This is a genomic window from Streptomyces graminofaciens (assembly GCF_030294945.1).
GTDB classification, from domain to species: domain Bacteria; phylum Actinomycetota; class Actinomycetes; order Streptomycetales; family Streptomycetaceae; genus Streptomyces; species Streptomyces graminofaciens.
The window spans coordinates 5,767,552-5,788,186 of sequence record NZ_AP018448.1 but is presented as its reverse complement, the minus strand read 5'-3'; the positions used below and the strand labels follow the sequence as shown (position 1 = coordinate 5,788,186).

Below are 20,635 nucleotides of genomic sequence, written 5' to 3'. Positions count from 1 at the left end.
CTGCGACCGGTGTGTACGGATGCCGTGCACGGCCGAGCCGCCGACGTGTGACCACCCGAGTGGGGCGGCCTTTCGTTCGATGGGTTAATCACAGCAGAGCTTGTGAACCGAGTCAACACGGTTCACAAGACTGGCCATGTGCACGGTGTGTATGGGTAGATCTTGCGTGCGTCGGTATGCTCGACGCCACACACCAGGACGAGGGGAGGCCGGGCGCGTGCAGGACAACGGGACAGAGGTGACCGCGGCGGACATCGCGAGGCTCGCCGGGGTCGGTCGGGCCGCCGTCAGCAACTGGCGCCGGCGTCACGCCGACTTCCCCAAACCGGTCGGCGGCACCGAGACCAGCCCCTCCTTCGCGCTCACCGAGATCGAGGACTGGCTCCGCAAGCAGGGCAAGGTCGCCGAGGTCTCCCTCAAGGAGCGGGTCTGGCAGCAGATCGCCGGCCACCCCGAGGGCCCCGTCGCGGCCCTGGTGCACGCGGGCTGCGTCCTCCTGCTGCTCCACGACCGCCCGCTCGTCTGGCTGGAACTGAGCGCCCACTCCGACGACCGACTGGCCCACGCCCTGCCCGACCCCCTCCGGCAGGTCCTCACCCCCCGCTTCGGCCCGGACCGCGCACCCGCCGTGCCCTGCCCGACCCCCGAGGAGTTCCGCCCCTCCGTCCCGCTGCTGCGCGGCGCCACCGAACTCGCGGCCGACCTCGGCGCCCGGCAGACCTTCGAGTTCCTGCTCGCCCGGCACCTCGACGCCAACCCGCGCCAGTACACGCTCACCCCCGCCGACCTTGCCGAGCTGATGGCCGAACTCGCCGGTCCCGCCCGCTCGGTGCTCGACCCGGCCTGCGGCACCGGCGCCCTCCTGCGCGCCGTCGCCGCCAAACCCGGCCAGGAGCTGTTCGCCCAGGACAGCGCCCCCGAGCTGGCCGCCCTCACCGCGCTCCGCCTCGCCCTGCGCACCGGGAGCACCATCCGCAGCGCCCCCGGCGACAGCCTGCGCGCCGACGCCCACGAGCAGCTCAGGGCCGAGGCCGTGCTGTGCCACCCGCCGTTCAACGAGCGCAACTGGGGCCACGACGAACTCGCCTACGACCCCCGCTGGGAGTACGGCTTCCCGGCCCGCACGGAGTCCGAGCTCGCCTGGGTGCAGCACGCCCTGGCCCGGCTGGAGGAGGGCGGAACCGCCGTCCTGCTGATGCCGCCGGCCGTCGCGAGCCGCCGCTCCGGGCGCCGTATCCGCGCCGACCTGCTGCGCCGGGGTGCCCTGCGCGCCGTGATCGCCCTGCCCGTCGGCGCGGCACCCCCGTACAGCATCCCGCTGCACCTGTGGGTGCTCCGGCGGCCCGGAAAGGCGGCCGTGCGGCCCGAGTTGCTGCTGGTCGACACCGGGCGGCTCGGTGCCGAGGGCCGGGGCGGGCTCGACTGGGCCGCCCTGCGCACCGCCGTACTCGACGCCTGGCGGCCCTTCGACCGCGTGGGCGAGGCCGAGGAGCGGCCGGGACTCAGCCGCTCGGTGCCGGTCATCGACCTCCTCGACGACGACGTGGACCTGGCCCCCGCCCGCCATCTGCCGCCCCCGGCCGCGGGCGGCGGCGCCAAGGAGCTGACCGCCGTACGCGAACGCCTCGGCGAGACCCTGCGGCTGACCGCCGACCTCGCGCCTCCGGTCACCGACGAGGGACAGCCCGCGCGCTGGCCGCTCACCACGGTCGGCGAACTCGCGCGCGGCGGCGCCCTGTTGCTGCGCACAGGGGGAAACGGCCCCCACACGCGCGTGCTCACCGATCACGACGTCCTGTCCGGAACGGCACCCTCGGGGACCCTTCCCGAGACCGGCGAGGCCTCCGTGCTCGTCGAGGCGGGCGACGTCGTCGTGCCCGTCCTGGGCGGCGGTTCCGTGGCGCGCGTGATCGACGACGAGACCGCGGGCGCCGCCCTCGGCCGCAACCTCACCCTCCTGCGGCCCGATCCGGGCGCGCTCGACGCGTGGTTCGTCGCCGGTTTCCTGCGCGGCACCGCCAACAACCGCCAGGCCAGCAGCTATGCCTCCACCGCCACCCGCCTCGACGTACGCCGCCTCCAACTGCCCCGGCTCCCCCTGGACCAGCAGCGCCGCTACGGCGAAAGGTTCCGCGCCCTCGCCGCGTTCGAGGACGCGCTCCGCCGGGCGGGCCGCCTCGGCGAACAGCTCGTGCGCGGCATGTACGACGGATTGACGGACGGCACGGTCGCCCCGGAGTGACATCCGCCGTCCCCCGGCCGAACCGCCAACAAGCGCTTCCCGCCCACCTTCCGGAGGGAACCACTCCGTCTCGGGTGACGTGACCAGCACCAAAGCCGCAACGGTTGTCCACAACCCTGGACCGCATGTCGTGGTCGACCTATACCCTCGGAACGACATCGAACGTCCGCTCTCACCAGGCCCTCAGGAGCAGCCATGCACGGCCACGGCTACGCGCCGACACCGCCCCCCGGCCCCGATCAGGGGGGCCAGGTCACACTGCGTGTGATCTTCGTGGTGGTCGCGGTCATGAGCTGCGGCGTACTCGCCTGGGCATGCCTGCTGCGGCTGGCCTCGGTGACCCGCAGAGCACTCGACTGGTGGCTGTTCGCCCTGGCGATCGTCCACATCATCGCGACGCTGTACATCATCGGCACCGACCCGGGCGAGGAGGAGTTCACCACCTGGCGCGGCGACGTCGGCATGTCGATGCTGCTCGGCGGCCTGGTGGCGATCGTCGCGTACTACCTGGCCGCGGACATACGCCACTTCAACCGCGCACGCCTCGTCCCGCCGGCGTACACGCAGACGACCGCGTACTCCCCGCAGCAGACCGTGTACGGCTACCCTCCGGCCCCCGCCCCGCAGCCGCAGCCCTACGCGCCGCCGCCGGTCCAGCACCACCAGACCCCGGTTCCGCAGCCGCCGCAGCAGCAGCCGCAACCCCAGCCGGCGCCGGAGGCCCAGCGACCCGCGCCCGCCCGCATCGACCAGGTGCGCGCCGAGCTCGACGAACTCAGCGACTATCTCCGCAAGCATGAAGGAGACAGGTGACCCAGGGCACCGGCCGCCTGATCACCGGCCGCTACGAACTGTCCACGCTCATCGGACAGGGCGGCATGGGCCAGGTGTGGACGGCGTACGACCAGCGTCTCGACCGGCGGGTGGCGGTGAAGCTGCTGCGCCCGGACAAGGTCGCCGGCCAGGAGGCCGACGAGCTGCGCCGCCGCTTCGTCCGCGAGTGCCGGGTGACGGCCCAGGTCGACCACCCCGGCCTGGTCACGGTCCATGACGCGGGCAGCGAGGGCGAGGAGCTGTTCCTCGTCATGCAGTACGTCGACGGGGCCGACCTCTCCGACCACCTCGCCGAGCACGACCCGTACCCGTGGCAGTGGACGGTCTCGGTCGCCGCCCAGCTGTGCGCCGTGCTGTCCGCCGTGCACGCGGTGCCGATCATCCACCGCGACCTCAAACCGCGGAACGTGATGGTCAAGCAGGACGGCACGGTCACCGTCCTCGACCTGGGCGTCGCCTCCGTCATGGACACCGACACCACCCGCCTGACGCACACCGGCTCACCCATCGGCAGCCCCGCCTACATGGCCCCCGAACAGGCCATGGGCGGCGCGGTCGGCCCGTACACCGACCTGTACGCGCTGGGCGTGCTCATACACGAACTGCTCAGCGGGAACGTTCCGTTCACGGGCTCGACGGCCCTCGGCGTCCTCCACCGCCACCTCTACGAGCCGCCGGTCCCCGTCCGCCGACTGCGCCCCGAGGTGCCCGAGGCCCTGGAGGCGCTGGTACTGCGCCTGCTCTCCAAGGACCCGCAGCACCGCCCGTCCTCCGCGCAGGAGACATACGAACAGCTCCTCCCGCTGCTCCCCGCGCGCGGGATGCCCACCGGCTCCCCGCTCGACCCCACCCGCCCCTTCCTGCGCCCGCACGCCCCCTGGCCGGACCGTGCCCGCATCCCCGCGCCCCAGCCGCAGGCGGCGGCGCCGGTCGACGACAAGCCGGACGTGGTGGGAGCCGTCGACGAGGTCAAGCGGCTCCTCGGCGAGGGCCGGATCACCCAGGCCGTCGACATTCTCGGCGCGATCCTCCCGGCCGCCGCCGCCCAGCACGGCGAGCACTCACCCGTCGTCCGCACCCTGCGCAAGCAGTACGCGGCCACGCTCATGGACGACGGCCAGTACCGCCGCGCCCTGCCCGAGCTGCGCCGCCTCGCCGACGAGCGCGCCGCCGAGGCCGGCCAGGCCGACCCCCAGTCCCTGCGCTTCCGCTACGAGTCCGCGCAGTGCCTCGAACAGCTCGGCGAACCGGCGGCGGCCCTCGCCGAGTACCGCTCCCTGCTGCCGTACTTCGAGAACCAGTACGTCGGCGGCGACCCCGAACTGTCCCTGGACGTCCGCCGCCGCATAGGCCTGCTGCTCCTCGCCCTCGGCGACCGCGGCGCCGCCCACGAGACCCTGGGCCGCCTGCTGCTCGACGTGGAGCGACTGCGGGGCCCCGGCCACCCGCTGGCCACGGAGGTCCGGCGGACGCTGCAGTGGCTGGGGCAGGTACGCGGCTAGACGGTTTTGCGTCACCTTGGCTGAATCTTGTGGCGATCCAGGGACGGGGTTTCCCGAACACGGAGACGTCACCGCTTAGCTGTTCGCACATCACAGCGACCAAAGGGTGGGGCCCACGCATGTCCAGCACGTCCAGCGCATCCGGCGCGCCCGGCAAGTCCGCCGCTTCCGGCCACCGGCGGTCGAAGAAGCTCAGATACGCCGCCTGGGCCGCCGCCGGAGCCGCCGTGCTCGCCGGAGCCGGCCTCACCGCGCAGAACTCCCTGGCCACGACCACCGCCTGGCCGTCCGCCAAGGTCTACACGGGCCGCGCCTTCGACGCCTGCACGGCACCCTCCCTGTCCGCGATGAAGGCCTGGAACACCGGCTTCTACGGCGCGGCCGCCGTCTACGTGGGCGGCAAGAACCGCGGCTGCTCCCAGCCCAACCTCACCGCGTCCTGGGTGAAGTCCGTGAGCTCCCTCGGCTGGAAGCTCGTCCCGCTCTACGTCGGCGCCCAGCCGCCCTGCCAGACCGGCTCCAGCCCCGAGGTGATCACCGCCTCCACCGCCGCCTCCCAGGGCGCCGCCGACGGAGCCGACGCCGTGGCCAAGGCCTCAGCCCTCGGCATGAAGCCCGGCAGCGCGCTCTACCTCGACATGGAGGCCTACGACACCACGAACAAGGCCTGCGACGACGCCGTCCTCACCTACATCCGCGGCTGGCAGAAGGCCGTCCACGGCAAGACGTACCGCACCGGCTTCTACGGCTTCAGCAGCTCCAGCGCCAAGGCCGTCGCCACCGCCACCGACCGCACCAACCTGCCGGGCAACCTCTGGTACGCCAAGTGGGACAAGGTCAACACGACGACCTCCGACTGGCCGTTCGACCCGACGCTGTACACCGGGCACCACCGCGCCCATCAGTACATGGTCAACAGCAAGGAGTCGCGCGGCGGCTACACGATCACCGTGGACCGCAACGCCTGGGACGCGCCTGTGGCGATCGTCGGATGAGAACGGTGTCGGATGAGAACGGTGTCGGATGAGAACAGTGTTGAGGACGGGCTGAGGCCGGCCGGCGCGGGGCGGTGCCGGAAGTCGATGTGAATCGTTGGTCGAATGGCTGGCCGAGAGCAGGGCCACTGCCTACCATCGATCACCGCAAGACTTTGTGCACCGCCGCACAATCTCCTCGGGAGGCCCACTTGCACCGCCGCCGTCGCACCGCGCTCCTCCTCTCCGCCGCGCTCGTCGCCGCGGCCCCGCTCCTCGCCGCCTGCGGAAACGACGCGCATCCCGGCGCGGCGGCCGTCGTCGGCGGCGAGCGCATCACGATCGCGCAACTGGAGAACCGGGTGAACCAGGTGCGCGAAGCCCAGCGGGACGCCTCCTCCGACGAGGCCCAGTACGAGCAGATCACCGCCAAGACCGGCAACCTCACCCGCCAGACCCTGCACGGCATGGTCCTGGAACGGGTCCTCGACAGAGCCGCCGAGGACGCCGGGGTGACGGTCACCCGCAGGGACGTCCAGCAGTACCGCGCCTCCCTGGAGAAGGAGCTCGGCGGCGCCGAAGGCCTGGAGCTGAACTGGCTGCAGCGGTACAACGTGGCCCCCGAGCAGCTGGAGGAGAGCCTGCGCAGCGACGTGGAGGTGCAGAAGCTCGCCACCACGCTCGGCGCCGACCTCAACACGGAACAGGGCAGCGACACCTTCTGGGCGGCCCTGGCCGACGCGTCGAAGAAGCTGAACATCGACCTGAACCCCCGCTACGGCGCCTGGGACGTCAAGGAGCCGGGCCGGGTGGACGCGAAGACACCGTGGGTGCGGGAGGTCACGGCGACGGGCAGCGAATCGGCGTAGCGCCGGAGCCTGTGGACAACTTCGGGGGCCGTCGGTGACGTGGGTTACGTTCGTGGTGTGAACGCAAACCGCCCCGACGGCCCCTCCGACACCGCGGCCCCCGCCCCCGGCCTCGTCGTCCTGCTGACCACCAGCCACCGAGTCGCCCCCGGCCTGCTGTCCTGGCCCGCCTGGCAGGCCCTCCACGACGCGGACCGGGTCGTCTGCGCGGACGACACACACCCACAGCTGCCGTACCTCCGCGAGGCGGGCATAACGGTCCAGCAGGCGTCCCCGACGGCCGAGGAACTGGTGGCCGAGTGCGCCGGCGACCGCACGGTGGTGGTCGTCGCGACCGCCGAGGGCGAGCCCGCCCTCACCGACGGCCTGGCGCGCCTGGCGGGCTCCGGCCGCGTGCAGATGCCGTCACTGGAGCTGCTCCCCGCCTCCTACGACCTCCCCGGCGCCCGCCTCCTCGACCTCGTCCAGGTCATGGACCGCATCCGCGCCGAGTGCCCCTGGTCCTCCCAGCAGACCCACAAGGGCCTGGCCAAGTACGGCATCGAGGAGGCGTACGAGCTGGTGGAGGCGATCGAGGAGGGCGACAGGGACGAACTCCGCGAGGAACTGGGCGACGTCCTGCTCCAGGTCGTCTTCCACGCCCGTATCGCCGAGGAGGATCCGGACGCCTCCTTCTCCATCGACGACGTCGCCGCCGGCATCGTCGCCAAGCTCATCCACCGCCACCCGCATGTCTTCGGCGACGAGACGGCCACGACCCCGGAGGAGGTCAAGGCGCACTGGCTGCGCACCAAGGCGATGGAGAAGCGCCGTGAGTCGGTGACGGACGGCATACCTCTCGGCCAGCCGGGCCTCGCGCTGGCGTCGAAGCTGGGCTCACGGGTGCGCACGGCGGGCCTGGACGTACCGCTGCCGACCGGCGAGGGCCCCGGCTACGAGCTGCTGGTGATGGCGGTACGGGCGGAGGCGGCCGGGGTAGACCCCGAAGCGGCGCTACGGGCCGCGGCACGGGCGTACCGGGACGCGGTGCGGGCCGCTGAGGGGCTTGACTCTTAGTACCGTTGTCCTTACGGATGGTTGCGAGGGGCGGGGGCTTCTGTGGAGCAGGAGTGGGAGTGGCTGGTACGAGTGTTATTGGCGCTGCCGGCCGGGGAACGGCGTTCCCTCATCCCCTCCGGATACATGCGCGACCCAGAGACCTTGCGTGCCCACGTGCGCGCCCTCCAGACGCAGTCGCCTGAGCATTACCAGGATCTCGTGGCCAAGGTACGGCGGCTGCACCGCGCTCGAGCCGAGGTCGCCAACACCATTACGGGCGGCACCTTCCAAGGCCCTGTCATCCAGGCCGGCACCATCGACTCCGTCTCCACCGGCGACCGCCACACCGGCGACCGCTTCGACTTCGGCGGCGCCACCTTCAACGGCCCCGTGACGGTCAAGCAGGAGGCCCAGGGCGACGGCCCGCCCCCGGCCGAGGGCCGGCCGGTCGGCGACGTCGAGCCCTGGGAGTTCGGCGTGCACGCCACCCGGCCGATACCCGGGCTGGCCGACGTACCGCCGTACGTCCCACGCGACTGCGACGAGGCGCTGTGGGCCGAGCTGAAGAACGGCGGCCTGGTGCTGATCCTGGGGGAGCGGTACGCGGGGAAGTCGTACACGGCGTGGCAGGGCGTGCGGTCGCTGAAGGGGCATCGACTGTACGCGCCCGATCGGGGCGAGGACCTGAGGGAACTGCCGACCGAGCTGAAGGGCGAGCCGGGAACATACGTCGTGTGGTTGGACGAGTTGACCGACCACCTCGGCGAAGGCGGCCTGAACCTGAAGCTGTTGGGGAAGCTCGGTGGCCTCGGGGCGGTCGTGCTCGCCACCATGCGCCCCGACGAGTACTACCGGCGCAGGGCGCGGACAGCCCCCGCCGACCGGGTCGTGGCCAGGGCGCGCACAGTGCTGCTGCCACGCGAGTGGAGCGAGGCCGAACTCCGGCGACTGGCGGAGCTCGACGACCCGCGCGCGTACCCGGCGTACATGTGGAGCGGCAGGGAAGGCCCGGCGTCGTACTTCGCGATCGGGCACCTGCTGTTCGACGAGTGGCGACGCGAGGGGACACGGTCGGCGCACCCGCTCGGGCAACTGCTGGTCCGGGCGGCGGTGGAGCTGCCGCGCTGCGGGGTGCAGGCAGCCGTGCCGGTCGAACTGCTGAGGAGAGTCCAGGAGCAGTACGGGACAGAGGGCCACGAGTCGTTCGAGGACGCTTTCGAGTGGGCCACGACACCCATGTTCGGCGCCTCCGGAATGCTTGTGCAAGGCACGGACGGCACCTGCCGGGCGTACGGCGCGCTGGTCGCGGAGGCGCTGCGGGCGGAGGATCTGGAGCCCGTGCCCGACGGGGTGTGGTGGACCCTGCTGGACGAGGCGGAGGCGGGAGCCCCGATCGACCGCGAAGCCGTGCTCGACGCGGCCCGAGCAGCACTCCAGCCCCGGTTCGAGGCGGGGGACGCGGACCTGATGTTCGCGTTCGCGGGCCGCGTCGGTGGCGAGACACACCGGGAGCTGATACGCCGAGCGGCCGAAGCAGGACATGAGGCGGCGGCCGAGGAGTGGGCCGCGCACCTGGTGAGCATCGGAGACGAGACGGGCGCGCTCCGGCATCTGGAGGCGGCGGCGGAGTGCGGAAGCGCCCGCGCGGCGCGCGAGGCCGGTTTGCTGCACCGCGCCCGCAGCGAGCGATGGCTGCGGGCGGCGGCCGAGAAAGGGGACGGGCACGCCGCGTACGAACTGGGCAATATGCAGAGCGCCGTCAGCAGCGTCGAAGCACTCCGGTGGTACATGACGGCGATCGAGGCCGGCTACGACAGGGCAGCCGTTCGCCTGGGCAGGGAGCTCTACAACATGGGGGACAAGCAGGCCGCGGAGAGCTGGTTCCGTTACGGGGTCGCCCAGGGGGATCCCTTGGCCATGAACGACCTCGCGGCTCTTCTGTACATCGAGGACAACAATGCCGAAGAGGCCGAGCAGATGCTCCGCGCGGCCATGGCGGCAGGCCAGCCGGACGCACTGCGGAACCTCGGACGTCTCCTCATCAACACCGGCTCCGTGGACGAGGGCGAAAGCATGCTCCGGAGGGCCACCAAGAGAGGTGACGGCCAAGCCGCTCACTGGCTCGGGATCCACCTGAAACAGAAGGGCAGAGGCCGAGCGGCCGAGCAATGGCTCAGCAGAGCCGATGAGCTGGGCCACCTCGATCTGCACCGCTCCCGCATGACCGTCTTTCTCACCGAGGGGACCGCGAGCGCAGACCCCGCCCCCGGTACCGTCGACGAGTGACCAACCAGCCCGACCCCGGCCCCGCCGCCACCTCCATCGGCACCCCCGACTCCACCCCCACCGGACCCGCCGCCCCAGAACTCTTCACCTGGGAATTCGCCACCAACCCCTACCCCGCCTACGCCTGGCTCCGCGACCACGCCCCCGTGCACCGCACCAAGCTGCCCAGCGGAGTCGAGGCCTGGCTGGTCACCCGTTACGCCGACGCCAAGCAGGCCCTCGCCGACCAACGTCTCTCCAAGAACCCGGCGCACCACGACGAACCGGCCCACGCCAAGGGCAAGACCGGCATCCCCGGTGAGCGCAAGGCCGAGTTGATGACCCATCTGCTGAACATCGACCCGCCGGACCACACCCGCCTGCGCCGCCTCGTCTCCAAGGCGTTCACACCCCGCCGGGTCGCCGAGTTCGCCCCCCGCGTCCAGGAACTCACCGACGACCTCATCGACCGGTTCGCGGCCAAGGGCGAAGCCGACCTCATCCACGACTTCGCCTTCCCTCTCCCCATCTACGCCATCTGCGACCTGCTCGGCGTCCCCCGCGAGGACCAGGACGACTTCCGGGACTGGGCGGGGATGATGATCCGGCACGGCGGCGGCCCCCGAGGCGGCGTGGCCCGCTCGGTGAAGAAGATGCGCGGCTACCTGCTGGAACTCATCCACCGCAAGCGCGAAGAACTCCCCGCCGAAGCCACCCCCGGCGAGGACCTCATCTCCGGCCTCATCCGCGCCTCCGACCACGGCGAGCACCTCACCGAGAACGAGGCCGCGGCCATGGCGTTCATCCTGCTCTTCGCCGGGTTCGAGACGACCGTCAACCTGATCGGCAACGGCACGTACGCCCTTCTCACCCACCCCGAACAACGCGCCCGCCTCCAGGCCTCCCTGACCGCCGGCGAAACCGAACTGCTCGAAACGGGCGTCGAGGAACTCCTCCGCTACGACGGCCCCGTCGAACTCGCCACCTGGCGCTTCGCGACCCGGCCCCTCACCATCGGCGGGCAGGACATCGCGCCCGGCGACCCCGTTCTCGTGGTGCTCGCCGCCGCCGACCGTGACCCGGCGCGCTTCGACGACCCCGACACGCTCGACCTCTCCCGCCGGGACAACCAGCACCTCGGTTACGGCCACGGCATCCACTACTGCCTCGGCGCACCCCTCGCCCGGCTGGAGGGCCAGACCGCACTGGCGACTCTCCTCACCCGTCTTCCCGATCTGCAACTCGCGGTGGATTCAGCCGATCTGCGGTGGCGCGGCGGGCTCATTATGCGTGGATTGCGCACCCTGCCCGTGGAGTTCACGCCCCTTCACAAGTGACTCGGCGCCCCACCCGAAGCACTCTCCGTGGGCGGGTAAACGTGACATTCCCTCAACTCTGTGATCTTCACGTGATCTGCGCTGCATTGACTTGTGACAAGTGATCGACTGCCGATACGTTCACACGTCAGTGCGAAGGGTTTACACAGCCCACGCACCGGTCACTGCTGTCACGCGAAAGGCAACCGCATGCTCTCCGGGAACGGTCGACACCGTCGCCCCCGTCAGGCTCCGGCCCTCCTCGTCGCGGCCGGCGTGGCCGGCTCGGCCATCGCCATCCCCCTCCTTGGCGCCACCGGCGCGAGCGCGGCCAGCGGAACGACCTGGGACCAGGTGGCGGAGTGCGAGAGTGGCGGCTCCTGGAGCGCCGACACCGGCAACGGGTACTACGGCGGCCTCCAGATCTCCCAGAAGAACTGGGAGAAGTACGGCGGCCTCGACTACGCGATGAGCCCCGACCAGGCGAGCCGTTCGCAGCAGATAGCCGTGGCCGAGAAGGTCCTCGCCGACCAGGGTGTCGGCGTCTGGTCCACCTGCGGACTCCTGCACGGCCTCGGCGACGACTCGACCCCGGACAAGGTGGATACGGGCGTCGCGGACGAATCGTCGGGTTCGAGCAATTCAGGTGATTCGAGCGATTCGAGCAGCTCGGATGGTTCCGGCGATTCATCCGATAATTCCGATTCGTCCAGTTCCTCCGACTCCTCCTCCGGCTCCTCCTCCGGCTCCTCCTCGGGCGACACCGAAGGCTCGACCGAGTCCCACACCGACTCGACCGACTCCGGCAAGGCTGATTCGCAGGGAGCCGGAAGCTCGTCCACAGAGGACACCGAGGGCGGAAACCAGACCGACAAGTCGGATAACTCAACCCAGAACGGCAACTCTTCGGTCGACGCGGACAGCGAATCCAGCACCGGCCGCCATCGCGGTGGCAGCGCCGACGAGAGCGCCGCGGACGCCCGTACCGACTCGGAGTCCCCCGACGGTTCCTCCGGTCGGCATGCCTCCCGTGGTGGCGACGCGGCCCGCGAAGCCGTCGACGGCTCGTACGTCGTCCGCGTCGGGGACAACCTGACGGCCATCGCCGACTCTCTTGGCCTCGACGGCGGATGGCGGGTGCTCTACGCCGAGAACGAGTCCACCGTCGGAACTGATCCGGACCTTATCCTCCCCGGTCAGACCCTCGAAGTAGGTGCCGAAACGGGCGAAAAGCAACGGTAGTTGGCGTCATGGTTCGCCCGTTAATGCCCGTTTTGATCTCAGTGGGACATGAATCACAGAAGTCCTGATCGTCTTTGAATTTCCCCCAATCGCATGTCTACGGTCGTGACCGCTCGCCACAGCGGGCCCCTGCGGTCGAAACGCCGAATCCTGCCACCGGCCGTACGGGAACAGTCGTCGCGTCAAGCGCCGTAGGCAGGAGCGGGGGACCCAAGGTAAGCGCCGGGCCCAGCACTTGAGGCTGGACTCGGCTTGGGGTGAAGCCGTGTCTCTTTCGGGAGGCGCGGCCGGGCAACTCAACCGGCCCGAACCCGACAGCTCACCTCGCAGGCGTCGGTGAGGGGATCACTCCATGCTGTTTTCCGGCCAGGGCAAGCACCGCCGCCCGTCCAAGACCGCTCGCGCCATCGCCGCCGTCGGTGTCACCGGCGCCGCCGCCATCGCCGCCCCGCTCATGGTGGCCGGCAGCGCCTCGGCCGCCACCACGTCCGAGTGGGACGCCGTCGCCCAGTGCGAGTCCGGCGGCAACTGGTCCATCAACACCGGCAACGGCTACTACGGCGGCCTGCAGTTCTCCGCCTCCACCTGGGCCGCGTACGGCGGCACGCAGTACGCCTCCAGCGCCGACCAGGCCAGCAAGGCCCAGCAGATCGAGATAGCCGAGAAGGTCCTCGCGGGCCAGGGCAAGGGCGCCTGGCCGGTCTGCGGCACGGGTCTGTCCGGCGCCGCGTACGACGGTGCCGCCGCCGACAGCGGCAGCTCGGACTCCGGTTCCTCCAGCTCCTCGCAGGAGAGCACGCAGGAGAGCACGCAGAACACCACCGAGGAGACCCGCGCCTCGCGCTCCTCCGACCGTGCCACCGTCGAGACCCCGACCGGCAAGAAGGTCAAGAAGGGCGACGGCGAGTACAAGGTCGTCAAGGGCGACACCCTCAGCGGGATCGCCGCGAAGAAGAACGTCAAGGGTGGCTGGCACAAGCTCTACGAGCTGAACAAGGACATCATCGACGACGCCGACTTCATCTACCCCGGCCAGCAGCTCCACCTGAGCTGATCCCGGCCGCTCGGAAGCTGGGAAAAAGAGAGCCGCTCCTCAGCTGAACCACGGTGCCTCCACAGCCGTGTCCCCCATTGTGAAGGCACCGTGAGGGTCGTCCCCCCGTCCCCACGGGCTCCCCGCCTCGGTGCGCATTCCCCCGTACGCACCGGGGCGGGGCTCTTTCTTTTTCTCTTTCGCCCCATTTCTTGTTCACCCCCTCTTTGTTCCGGACGGGAACAATGGGTACCGTCTGTCTGTCCACGGGACGGTCGGTCGGCTGCCGACGGCCCCGGGGCGGTTAGGCTCTAGTCGCATGGCCCACGCGGCCGCGCACTATCGCGTCACATCCCAAGAAGGAGATGCTCGTGCCGTCCATCGACGTCGTCGTAGCCCGGGAAATCCTGGACTCCCGAGGCAACCCCACGGTCGAGGTCGAGGTCGGCCTCGACGACGGCAGCACCGGTCGTGCCGCCGTCCCGTCCGGCGCCTCCACCGGTGCCTTCGAGGCCGTCGAGCTGCGTGACGGCGACCCCGACCGCTACCTCGGCAAGGGCGTCGAGAAGGCCGTCCTCGCCGTGATCGAGCAGATCGGCCCGGAGCTCGTCGGCTACGACGCCACCGAGCAGCGCCTGATCGACCAGGCGATGTTCGACCTGGACGCCACCGACAACAAGGGCTCCCTCGGCGCCAACGCCATTCTCGGCGTCTCCCTCGCCGTCGCCCACGCCGCCTCCGAGGCGTCCGACCTGCCGCTCTTCCGCTACCTGGGCGGCCCGAACGCGCACCTGCTGCCCGTTCCGATGATGAACATCCTGAACGGCGGCTCGCACGCCGACTCCAACGTGGACATCCAGGAGTTCATGATCGCCCCCATCGGCGCGGAGTCCTTCTCCGAGGCCCTGCGCTGGGGCGCCGAGGTCTACCACACCCTCAAGAAGGTGCTGAAGACCAAGGGCCTGTCCACCGGCCTCGGCGACGAGGGCGGCTTCGCCCCGAACCTGGAGTCCAACCGCGCCGCCCTCGACCTCATCCTCGAGGCCATCAAGGAGGCTGGCTACACCCCCGGCGAGCAGATCGCCCTGGCGCTCGACGTCGCCGCCTCCGAGTTCTACAAGGACGGCGTCTACACCTTCGAGGGCAAGGAGCGCTCCGCCGCCGAGATGACGGACTACTACGCCGAGCTCGTCGCGGCGTACCCGCTCGTCTCCATCGAGGACCCGCTGTTCGAGGACGACTGGGACGGCTGGAAGACCATCACCGAGCGTCTCGGCGACAAGGTCCAGATCGTCGGCGACGACCTCTTCGTCACCAACCCCGAGCGTCTCGCCCGCGGCATCGAGGAGGGCGCGGCCAACGCGCTGCTCGTCAAGGTCAACCAGATCGGCTCGCTGACCGAGACCCTGGACGCCGTCGAGCTGGCCCAGCGCAACGGCTTCAAGTGCATGATGTCCCACCGCTCCGGTGAGACCGAGGACGTCACCATCGCCGACCTCGCCGTCGCCGTGAACTGCGGCCAGATCAAGACCGGCGCCCCGGCCCGCTCGGACCGCGTCGCCAAGTACAACCAGCTGCTGCGCATCGAGGAGATCCTCGACGACGCCGCGGTGTACGCCGGCCGCAGCGCCTTCCCCCGCTTCAAGGGCTGAGCCCCCAACCAGGGGTAAGGCTTAGCCAGTCGTACGTACGTCCCCGTACGCGGTCCCGTACCGTGTGCGGGGACGTACGCACGTGTGCAAGGGGAGGCGGAGAGCCAGATGGCCGTGAAGGACCGGGACCGTTTCTCCACCGCGACCCGGCTGAAGCTGCTCGGCGAGCAGACGGCGGCCCGGGTCTACCGCTCCCAGACCAAACGCCAGGCCCGCCGCTCCCGGCTCACCGGCCGCGCCGCGCTGCTCGCCCTCGTCTTCTGCTCGCTGATCGTGGCCCTCGCGTACCCCATAAGGGAGTACGTCTCCCAGCGTGCCGAGATCGCCGACATGGAGCGGCAGCGCGAGCAGGCCCGGCAGCGGGTCGAGGAGCTGCGTGACCTCAAGGCCCGCTGGCAGGACGACGCGTACGCCGAGCAGCGCATCCGGGAGCGGCTGCACTACGTCATGCCCGGCGAGACCGGCTATGTCGTGATCGACCCGGACGCGGCCAAGCAGTCCCGTACGACGCAGGGCGCGGCCGACCGCCCCTGGTACGCCAATGTCTGGGACGGGGTCGACAAGGCCGACGCCACCGACCAGTGAACCGACCAGAGCTCTAGAGAGACTTACGTACAGGTATGGAAACCCCTCCGCCGCCCACCCCGCGCACCGAGCCGACCGACGCGGACGTCGAGGCCTTCAAGCAGCAGCTCGGGCGTCCGCCGCGCGGGCTGCGCGCGATCGCGCACCGCTGCCCCTGCGGGCAGCCGGACGTCGTCGAGACGGCCCCCCGTCTGCCGGACGGCACGCCCTTCCCCACGACGTACTACCTGACGTGCCCTCGGGCCGCCTCCGCGATCGGCACGCTGGAGGCGAACGGCGTGATGAAGGAGATGACGGAGCGGCTCGGGACCGACCCCGAGCTGGCCGCGTCCTATCGCGCCGCCCATGAGGACTACATCGCCCGCCGTGACGCGATCGAGGTCCTGGAGGGATTCCCGAGCGCGGGCGGCATGCCGGACCGCGTGAAGTGCCTGCACGTCCTCGTGGGGCACTCCCTGGCCGCCGGGCCGGGCGTCAACCCGCTGGGCGACGAGGCGATCGCGATGCTGCCGGAGTGGTGGGCGAAGGGCCCGTGCGTGGTGCCCTCGACGCCGCCCGAGGGCTGGCAGGTCGACGCGAGCGAGTCCGGATACTTCGCCTTCAAGCCGGTCGACGCCGACAAGCCCGAGGAGGACGGCGAGTGACCCGCGTCGCCGCCATCGACTGCGGTACGAACTCCATCCGCCTCCTCGTCGCCGACGCCGACCCCGAAAGGGGCGAACTGGTCGACCTGGACCGGCGGATGACGATCGTTCGGCTCGGCCAGGGCGTCGACCGTACGGGCCGGCTCGCCCCCGAGGCGCTGGAGCGGACCTTCGCCGCGTGCCGCGAGTACGCGGCGCTCATCAAGGAGCACGGCGCCGAGCGGCTCCGCTTCGTCGCGACCTCCGCGTCCCGCGACGCCGAGAACCGCGACGAGTTCGTACGCGGCGTCCTGGACATCCTCGGCGTCGAGCCCGAGGTGATCTCCGGCGACCAGGAGGCCGAGTTCTCCTTCACGGGCGCCACGAAGGAACTGCTCGGCAGGGACGACCTCGCCAAGCCGTTCCTCGTCGTGGACATCGGCGGCGGCTCGACCGAGTTCGTCGTCGGCGACGACCATGTGCGTGGCGCCCGCTCGGTCGACATCGGCTGTGTACGGATGACCGAGCGGCACCTCGTACGGGACGGCGTCGTCGTCGATCCGCCCGGGCCGGAGCAGATCGCGGCCATCCGGGCCGACATCGAGGCCGCCCTCGACCTCGCGGAGCGGAGCGTGCCGCTGCGCGAGGCGCACACGCTCGTCGGACTGGCCGGCTCGGTCACGACCCTCTCCGCCATCGCCCAGGACCTGCCCGAGTACGACTCGCGGGCCATCCACCACTCCCGGATCTCGCACGGCCGCGTCCGCGAGATCACCGAGTGGCTGCTGCGCTCCACCCACGCCGAGCGCGCGGCGGTCCCCTCGATGCATCCCGGGCGGGTCGACGTGATCGCGGCGGGCGCCCTCGTGCTCCTCGCGATCATGGAGCGGATCGGCGCGGAGGAGGTCGTGGTGAGCGAGCACGACATCCTGGACGGAATCACCTGGTCCATCACTCGATGAGGCATTTGGCCCGTCGGATTTCGGGCGTTCTCCCGGTCCGGCGGGCACGCTTGTGAGCAAGTGTTTGCTACTCGTCGGTAGTCTCGCTTGAGCAGGTCGGATAACGTCTGAGCGCGTCCGAGGGGCGCCTCGGCACCCCTCGATGACGTGCCGTCGAGAAACTTCGTGAAGTTCTTCACAAGAGAATCGGCCCTGTTGGGCGACGTTTTGAGCCTGCGGTGAGCCTTCGGGGCCTCCGGGGCGAGTCGAGGGGTCCCGCGCGGGCGTTTCGGAGGGGTCGCGTCCGTGTGAAAACACGGCCCGGTCGGAGGCGTTCGCAAGGGGTCCGGAAGCTCGGAAGAGCAGTTCACGCGGCATTGACAACGCCCCGCCACGCAGGGTGGTTCCCCGCTCGTGCCCTGACCTTGATCTCGAGGGCCGCGCAGTGTATCAGAGGGGCTGTGGAAGCTTGTGAAGGGGCGCACGAGCGACCCCCGGATGGCGGGTACATACTCGATGGCATGAGCACCACGGAGCGTCCCAGGATCCTCGTAGTAGGCGGTGGGTACGTAGGCCTGTACGCAGCTCGGCGCATCCTCAAGAAGATGCGCTACGGCGAGGCGACCGTCACGGTCGTCGACCCCCGGTCGTACATGACCTACCAGCCCTTCCTCCCCGAAGCCGCCGCCGGCAGCATCTCCCCCCGGCACGTCGTCGTCCCGCTGCGACGCGTGCTGCCGAAGGCGGAGGTCCTCACCGGTCGGGTCACCACCATCGACCAGGACCGCAAGGTCGCCACGATCGCCCCGCTGGTCGGCGAGGCGTACGAGCTGCCCTTCGACTACCTGGTGATCGCGCTCGGCGCGGTCTCCCGCACCTTCCCGATCCCCGGCCTCGCCGAGCAGGGCATCGGCATGAAGGGCATCGAGGAGGCCATCGGCCTGCGCAACCACGTCCTCGAGCAGCTCGACAAGGCCGACTCCACGACCGACGAGGACGTCCGCCGCAAGGCGCTGACCTTCGTCTTCGTGGGCGGTGGCTTCGCCGGCGCGGAGACCATCGGCGAGGTCGAGGACATGGCCCGCGACGCCGCGAAGTACTACAAGAACGTGTCCCGCGAGGACATGCGCTTCGTGCTCGTCGACGCCGCCGACAAGATCCTCCCCGAGGTCGGCCCGAAGCTCGGCCTGTACGGCAAGGAGCACCTGGAGGGCCGTGGGGTCGAGGTCTACCTCAACACCTCCATGGACTCCTGCGTCGACGGCCACGTGGTGCTGAAGAACGGCCTCGAGGTCGACTCCAACACGATCGTCTGGACCGCCGGCGTCAAGCCGAACCCGGTTCTCTCGCGCTACGGCCTGCCGCTCGGCCCCCGTGGCCACGTCGACACCCAGCCGACCCTCCAGGTCCAGGGCACCGACTACATCTGGGCCGCCGGCGACAACGCCCAGGTGCCCGACGTCGCCGCCCGCAAGGCCGGTGTCGAGAACGCCTGGTGCCCGCCGAACGCACAGCACGCGCTGCGTCAGGCCCGGGTCCTCGGCGACAACGTGGTCTCCGGTATGCGGGGCTTCCCGCAGAAGGAGTACGCGCACTCCAACAAGGGTGCGGTGGCGGGCCTCGGCCTCCACAAGGGCGTCGCGATGATCGTCATGGGCAAGATGAAGATCAAGCTCAAGGGCCGCCTGGCGTGGTACATGCACCGTGGCTACCACGGTCTGGCCATGCCGACCTGGAACCGCAAGATCCGCGTCTTCGCCGACTGGACCCTCGCGATGTTCCTCAAGCGCGAGGTCGTCTCCCTCGGTGCCATCGAGACTCCCCGTGAGGAGTTCTACGAGGCCGCGAAGCCGGCGCCGGTCGCTGCCGTGACGAAGACCGAGGAAAAGGCCAAGGCCTCCTGACCTCCGGTCGCCCCTGATCGACCCGAAGGACCTCCCGCCATCCGTGGTGCGGGAGGTCCTTCGGCGTGCCGGGGGCCGCGCGAGCAACCACGACGATCCTGCGCCCGCCGGTGAACCCCATCACCCGCCCTCTGGGCGAAATCGACTTGTAACGCCCATGGGGGACTGCGGCCGGGCTCTGTAGGTGTTACCTCTGTGTTGGACATTCCGGGATCTCTCGTCACGGAGGTGTGCGCCATGCAGGACGCCGCGTCGCGGCTGAACACCCTGTTCGAACAGGTGTTGGGAACCTCGCTCCCGGTCCGGATCCGGGCGTGGGACGGCTCGGAGGCCGGCCCCCCGGAGGCCCCCGTACTGGTCGTACGCAACCGCAGGGCCTTGCGCCGACTGCTCTGGAAACCCGGCGAACTGGGCCTCGCCCGCGCCTGGGTCGCCGGCGACCTCGGTGTCGACGGCGACCTCTACGCCGTCCTCGACCTGATGGCCACCCACGTCTGGGAGCGTGAGGAGGGCGCCCGTGGGCTCGCCGAAACCCTGCGCGACCCCACCGCGCGCTCCGCCGTCCGGGGGCTGCTCAGACTCGCCGGCCCCGCCGTCCTCCTCCCGCCCGCACCGCCCCCGGAGGAGATCCGCGACCCGCTGCGCCACCGCCACACCAAACACACCGACAAACGCGCCATCAGCCACCACTACGACGTGGGCAACGACTTCTACGAGCTCGTCCTCGGCCCCTCGATGGTGTACTCCTGCGCCTACTGGCCATCGGGCTCCCCCGATGCCGATGCCGATGCCGATGTCGATGCCGAGGCCACCCTCGAGACCGCCCAGCACGACAAGCTCGACCTCATCTGCCGCAAGCTCGCCCTCGCGCCCGGACAGCGCCTCCTGGACGTCGGCTGCGGCTGGGGCTCCATGGCCGTCCACGCGGCCCGCGACCACGGCGTACACGTCGTCGGCATCACGCTCTCGCAGGAACAGGCCGTGTACGCACGCAAGCGTGTCGCCGACGAGGGACTGACCGACCGGGTGGAGATCCGCGTCCAGGACTACCGCGACGTCACCGACGGGCCCTACGACGCCATCTCCTCCATCGGCATGGCCGAACACGTCGGCGCCGACAAGTACCTGGAGTACGCGGAAAATCTTCACCGACTCCTCGCACCCGGCGGTCGGCTCCTCAACCACCAGATCTCACGCCGTCCGCGACGCGACGAGTCCGCGTACTCCATCGACGGGTTCATCGACGCGTACGTCTTCCCGGACGGCGAACTCGCCCCCGTCGGCACCACCGTCACCCAGCTCGAACGCGCCGGGTTCGAGGTCCGCGACGTCGAGTCCCTCCGCGAGCACTACGGCCTCACCCTGCGCGCCTGGGTCGCGAACCTCGACGCCGCATGGGCCCGCGCCGTCGCCCTCACCAGCCCCGGCCGCGCCCGCGTCTGGCTCCTCTACATGGCCGCCTGCGCCGTCGGCTTCGAACGCAACCGCCTCGGCGTCAACCAGGTGCTGGCCGTCAGAACACCCGAAGGGGGTGCTTCCGGGATGCCGCTCAGGGCCCGTGTGTGGGGTGGGTGACGTCCGTAGGTACACGAAGGGGCCCCGTTCCGCCACGGAA

16 protein-coding genes and 1 riboswitch are annotated in these 20,635 nt (G+C 70.5%); all 16 genes read left to right on the top strand.

Going from position 1 to position 20,635, the window contains the following annotated elements:
• The first annotated feature begins 217 nt into the window (after positions 1 to 217).
• Positions 218 to 2,242 (top strand): N-6 DNA methylase, encoded by a 2,025-nt coding sequence (locus SGFS_RS24710; protein WP_286253526.1) that lies wholly within the window; start codon positions 218 to 220, stop codon positions 2,240 to 2,242.
• A gap of 195 nt (positions 2,243 to 2,437) precedes the next feature.
• Positions 2,438 to 3,055 carry a hypothetical protein gene (locus SGFS_RS24705; protein WP_286253525.1) on the top strand — a complete coding sequence of 206 codons (618 nt, stop codon included), beginning with the start codon at positions 2,438 to 2,440 and terminating at the stop codon, positions 3,053 to 3,055.
• Between the two features lie 38 nt (positions 3,056 to 3,093).
• Positions 3,094 to 4,578, top strand: coding sequence for a serine/threonine-protein kinase (locus SGFS_RS24700; protein WP_286260044.1), 1,485 nt, complete (start codon positions 3,094 to 3,096; stop codon positions 4,576 to 4,578).
• A gap of 119 nt (positions 4,579 to 4,697) precedes the next feature.
• Positions 4,698 to 5,573, top strand: a complete 876-nt coding sequence (locus SGFS_RS24695; protein ID WP_286253524.1) for a glycoside hydrolase domain-containing protein — start codon at positions 4,698 to 4,700, stop codon at positions 5,571 to 5,573.
• 191 nt (positions 5,574 to 5,764) lie between these two features.
• The gene (locus SGFS_RS24690; protein ID WP_286253523.1) at positions 5,765 to 6,421 is read left to right on the top strand and encodes a SurA N-terminal domain-containing protein; all 657 of its coding nucleotides are present in this window, start codon (positions 5,765 to 5,767) and stop codon (positions 6,419 to 6,421) included.
• A gap of 57 nt (positions 6,422 to 6,478) precedes the next feature.
• The gene (locus SGFS_RS24685; protein ID WP_286253522.1) at positions 6,479 to 7,477 is read left to right on the top strand and encodes a nucleoside triphosphate pyrophosphohydrolase; all 999 of its coding nucleotides are present in this window, start codon (positions 6,479 to 6,481) and stop codon (positions 7,475 to 7,477) included.
• A 126-nt stretch (positions 7,478 to 7,603) separates the two neighbouring features.
• A complete protein-coding gene (locus SGFS_RS24680) occupies positions 7,604 to 9,745 on the top strand; it encodes a tetratricopeptide repeat protein (RefSeq protein ID WP_286253521.1) in 2,142 nt (713 codons plus the stop codon).
• Positions 9,742 to 11,061, top strand: a complete 1,320-nt coding sequence (locus SGFS_RS24675) for a cytochrome P450 family protein (protein ID WP_434028039.1) — start codon at positions 9,742 to 9,744, stop codon at positions 11,059 to 11,061. The genes SGFS_RS24680 and SGFS_RS24675 overlap by 4 nt, the downstream gene beginning before the upstream one ends.
• A gap of 189 nt (positions 11,062 to 11,250) precedes the next feature.
• Complete coding sequence (locus SGFS_RS24670) at positions 11,251 to 12,282, top strand: LysM peptidoglycan-binding domain-containing protein (RefSeq protein WP_286253520.1); 1,032 nt, start codon at positions 11,251 to 11,253, stop codon at positions 12,280 to 12,282.
• Positions 12,283 to 12,459: 177 nt separating this feature from the next.
• Positions 12,460 to 12,630, top strand: a riboswitch (cyclic di-AMP (ydaO/yuaA leader).
• 4 nt (positions 12,631 to 12,634) lie between these two features.
• Positions 12,635 to 13,336, top strand: a complete 702-nt coding sequence (locus SGFS_RS24665; RefSeq protein ID WP_286253518.1) for a LysM peptidoglycan-binding domain-containing protein — start codon at positions 12,635 to 12,637, stop codon at positions 13,334 to 13,336.
• A gap of 350 nt (positions 13,337 to 13,686) precedes the next feature.
• The gene (gene eno / locus SGFS_RS24660) at positions 13,687 to 14,967 is read left to right on the top strand and encodes a phosphopyruvate hydratase (RefSeq protein WP_286253516.1); all 1,281 of its coding nucleotides are present in this window, start codon (positions 13,687 to 13,689) and stop codon (positions 14,965 to 14,967) included.
• A 108-nt stretch (positions 14,968 to 15,075) separates the two neighbouring features.
• Positions 15,076 to 15,552: an FtsB family cell division protein gene (locus tag SGFS_RS24655; protein WP_286253514.1), complete on the top strand. Its 477-nt coding sequence runs from the start codon at positions 15,076 to 15,078 to the stop codon at positions 15,550 to 15,552.
• Positions 15,553 to 15,587: 35 nt separating this feature from the next.
• Positions 15,588 to 16,196, top strand: a complete 609-nt coding sequence (locus SGFS_RS24650) for a DUF501 domain-containing protein (RefSeq protein ID WP_286253512.1) — start codon at positions 15,588 to 15,590, stop codon at positions 16,194 to 16,196.
• Positions 16,193 to 17,137: a Ppx/GppA phosphatase family protein gene (locus SGFS_RS24645; protein ID WP_286253510.1), complete on the top strand. Its 945-nt coding sequence runs from the start codon at positions 16,193 to 16,195 to the stop codon at positions 17,135 to 17,137. Before SGFS_RS24650 ends, SGFS_RS24645 begins: the two co-directional genes overlap by 4 nt.
• Before the next feature lie 500 nt (positions 17,138 to 17,637).
• A complete protein-coding gene (locus SGFS_RS24640) occupies positions 17,638 to 19,020 on the top strand; it encodes an NAD(P)/FAD-dependent oxidoreductase (RefSeq protein WP_286253509.1) in 1,383 nt (460 codons plus the stop codon).
• Between the two features lie 237 nt (positions 19,021 to 19,257).
• A complete protein-coding gene (locus SGFS_RS24635) occupies positions 19,258 to 20,595 on the top strand; it encodes an SAM-dependent methyltransferase (protein ID WP_286253508.1) in 1,338 nt (445 codons plus the stop codon).
• The last annotated feature ends 40 nt before the right edge of the window (positions 20,596 to 20,635 follow it).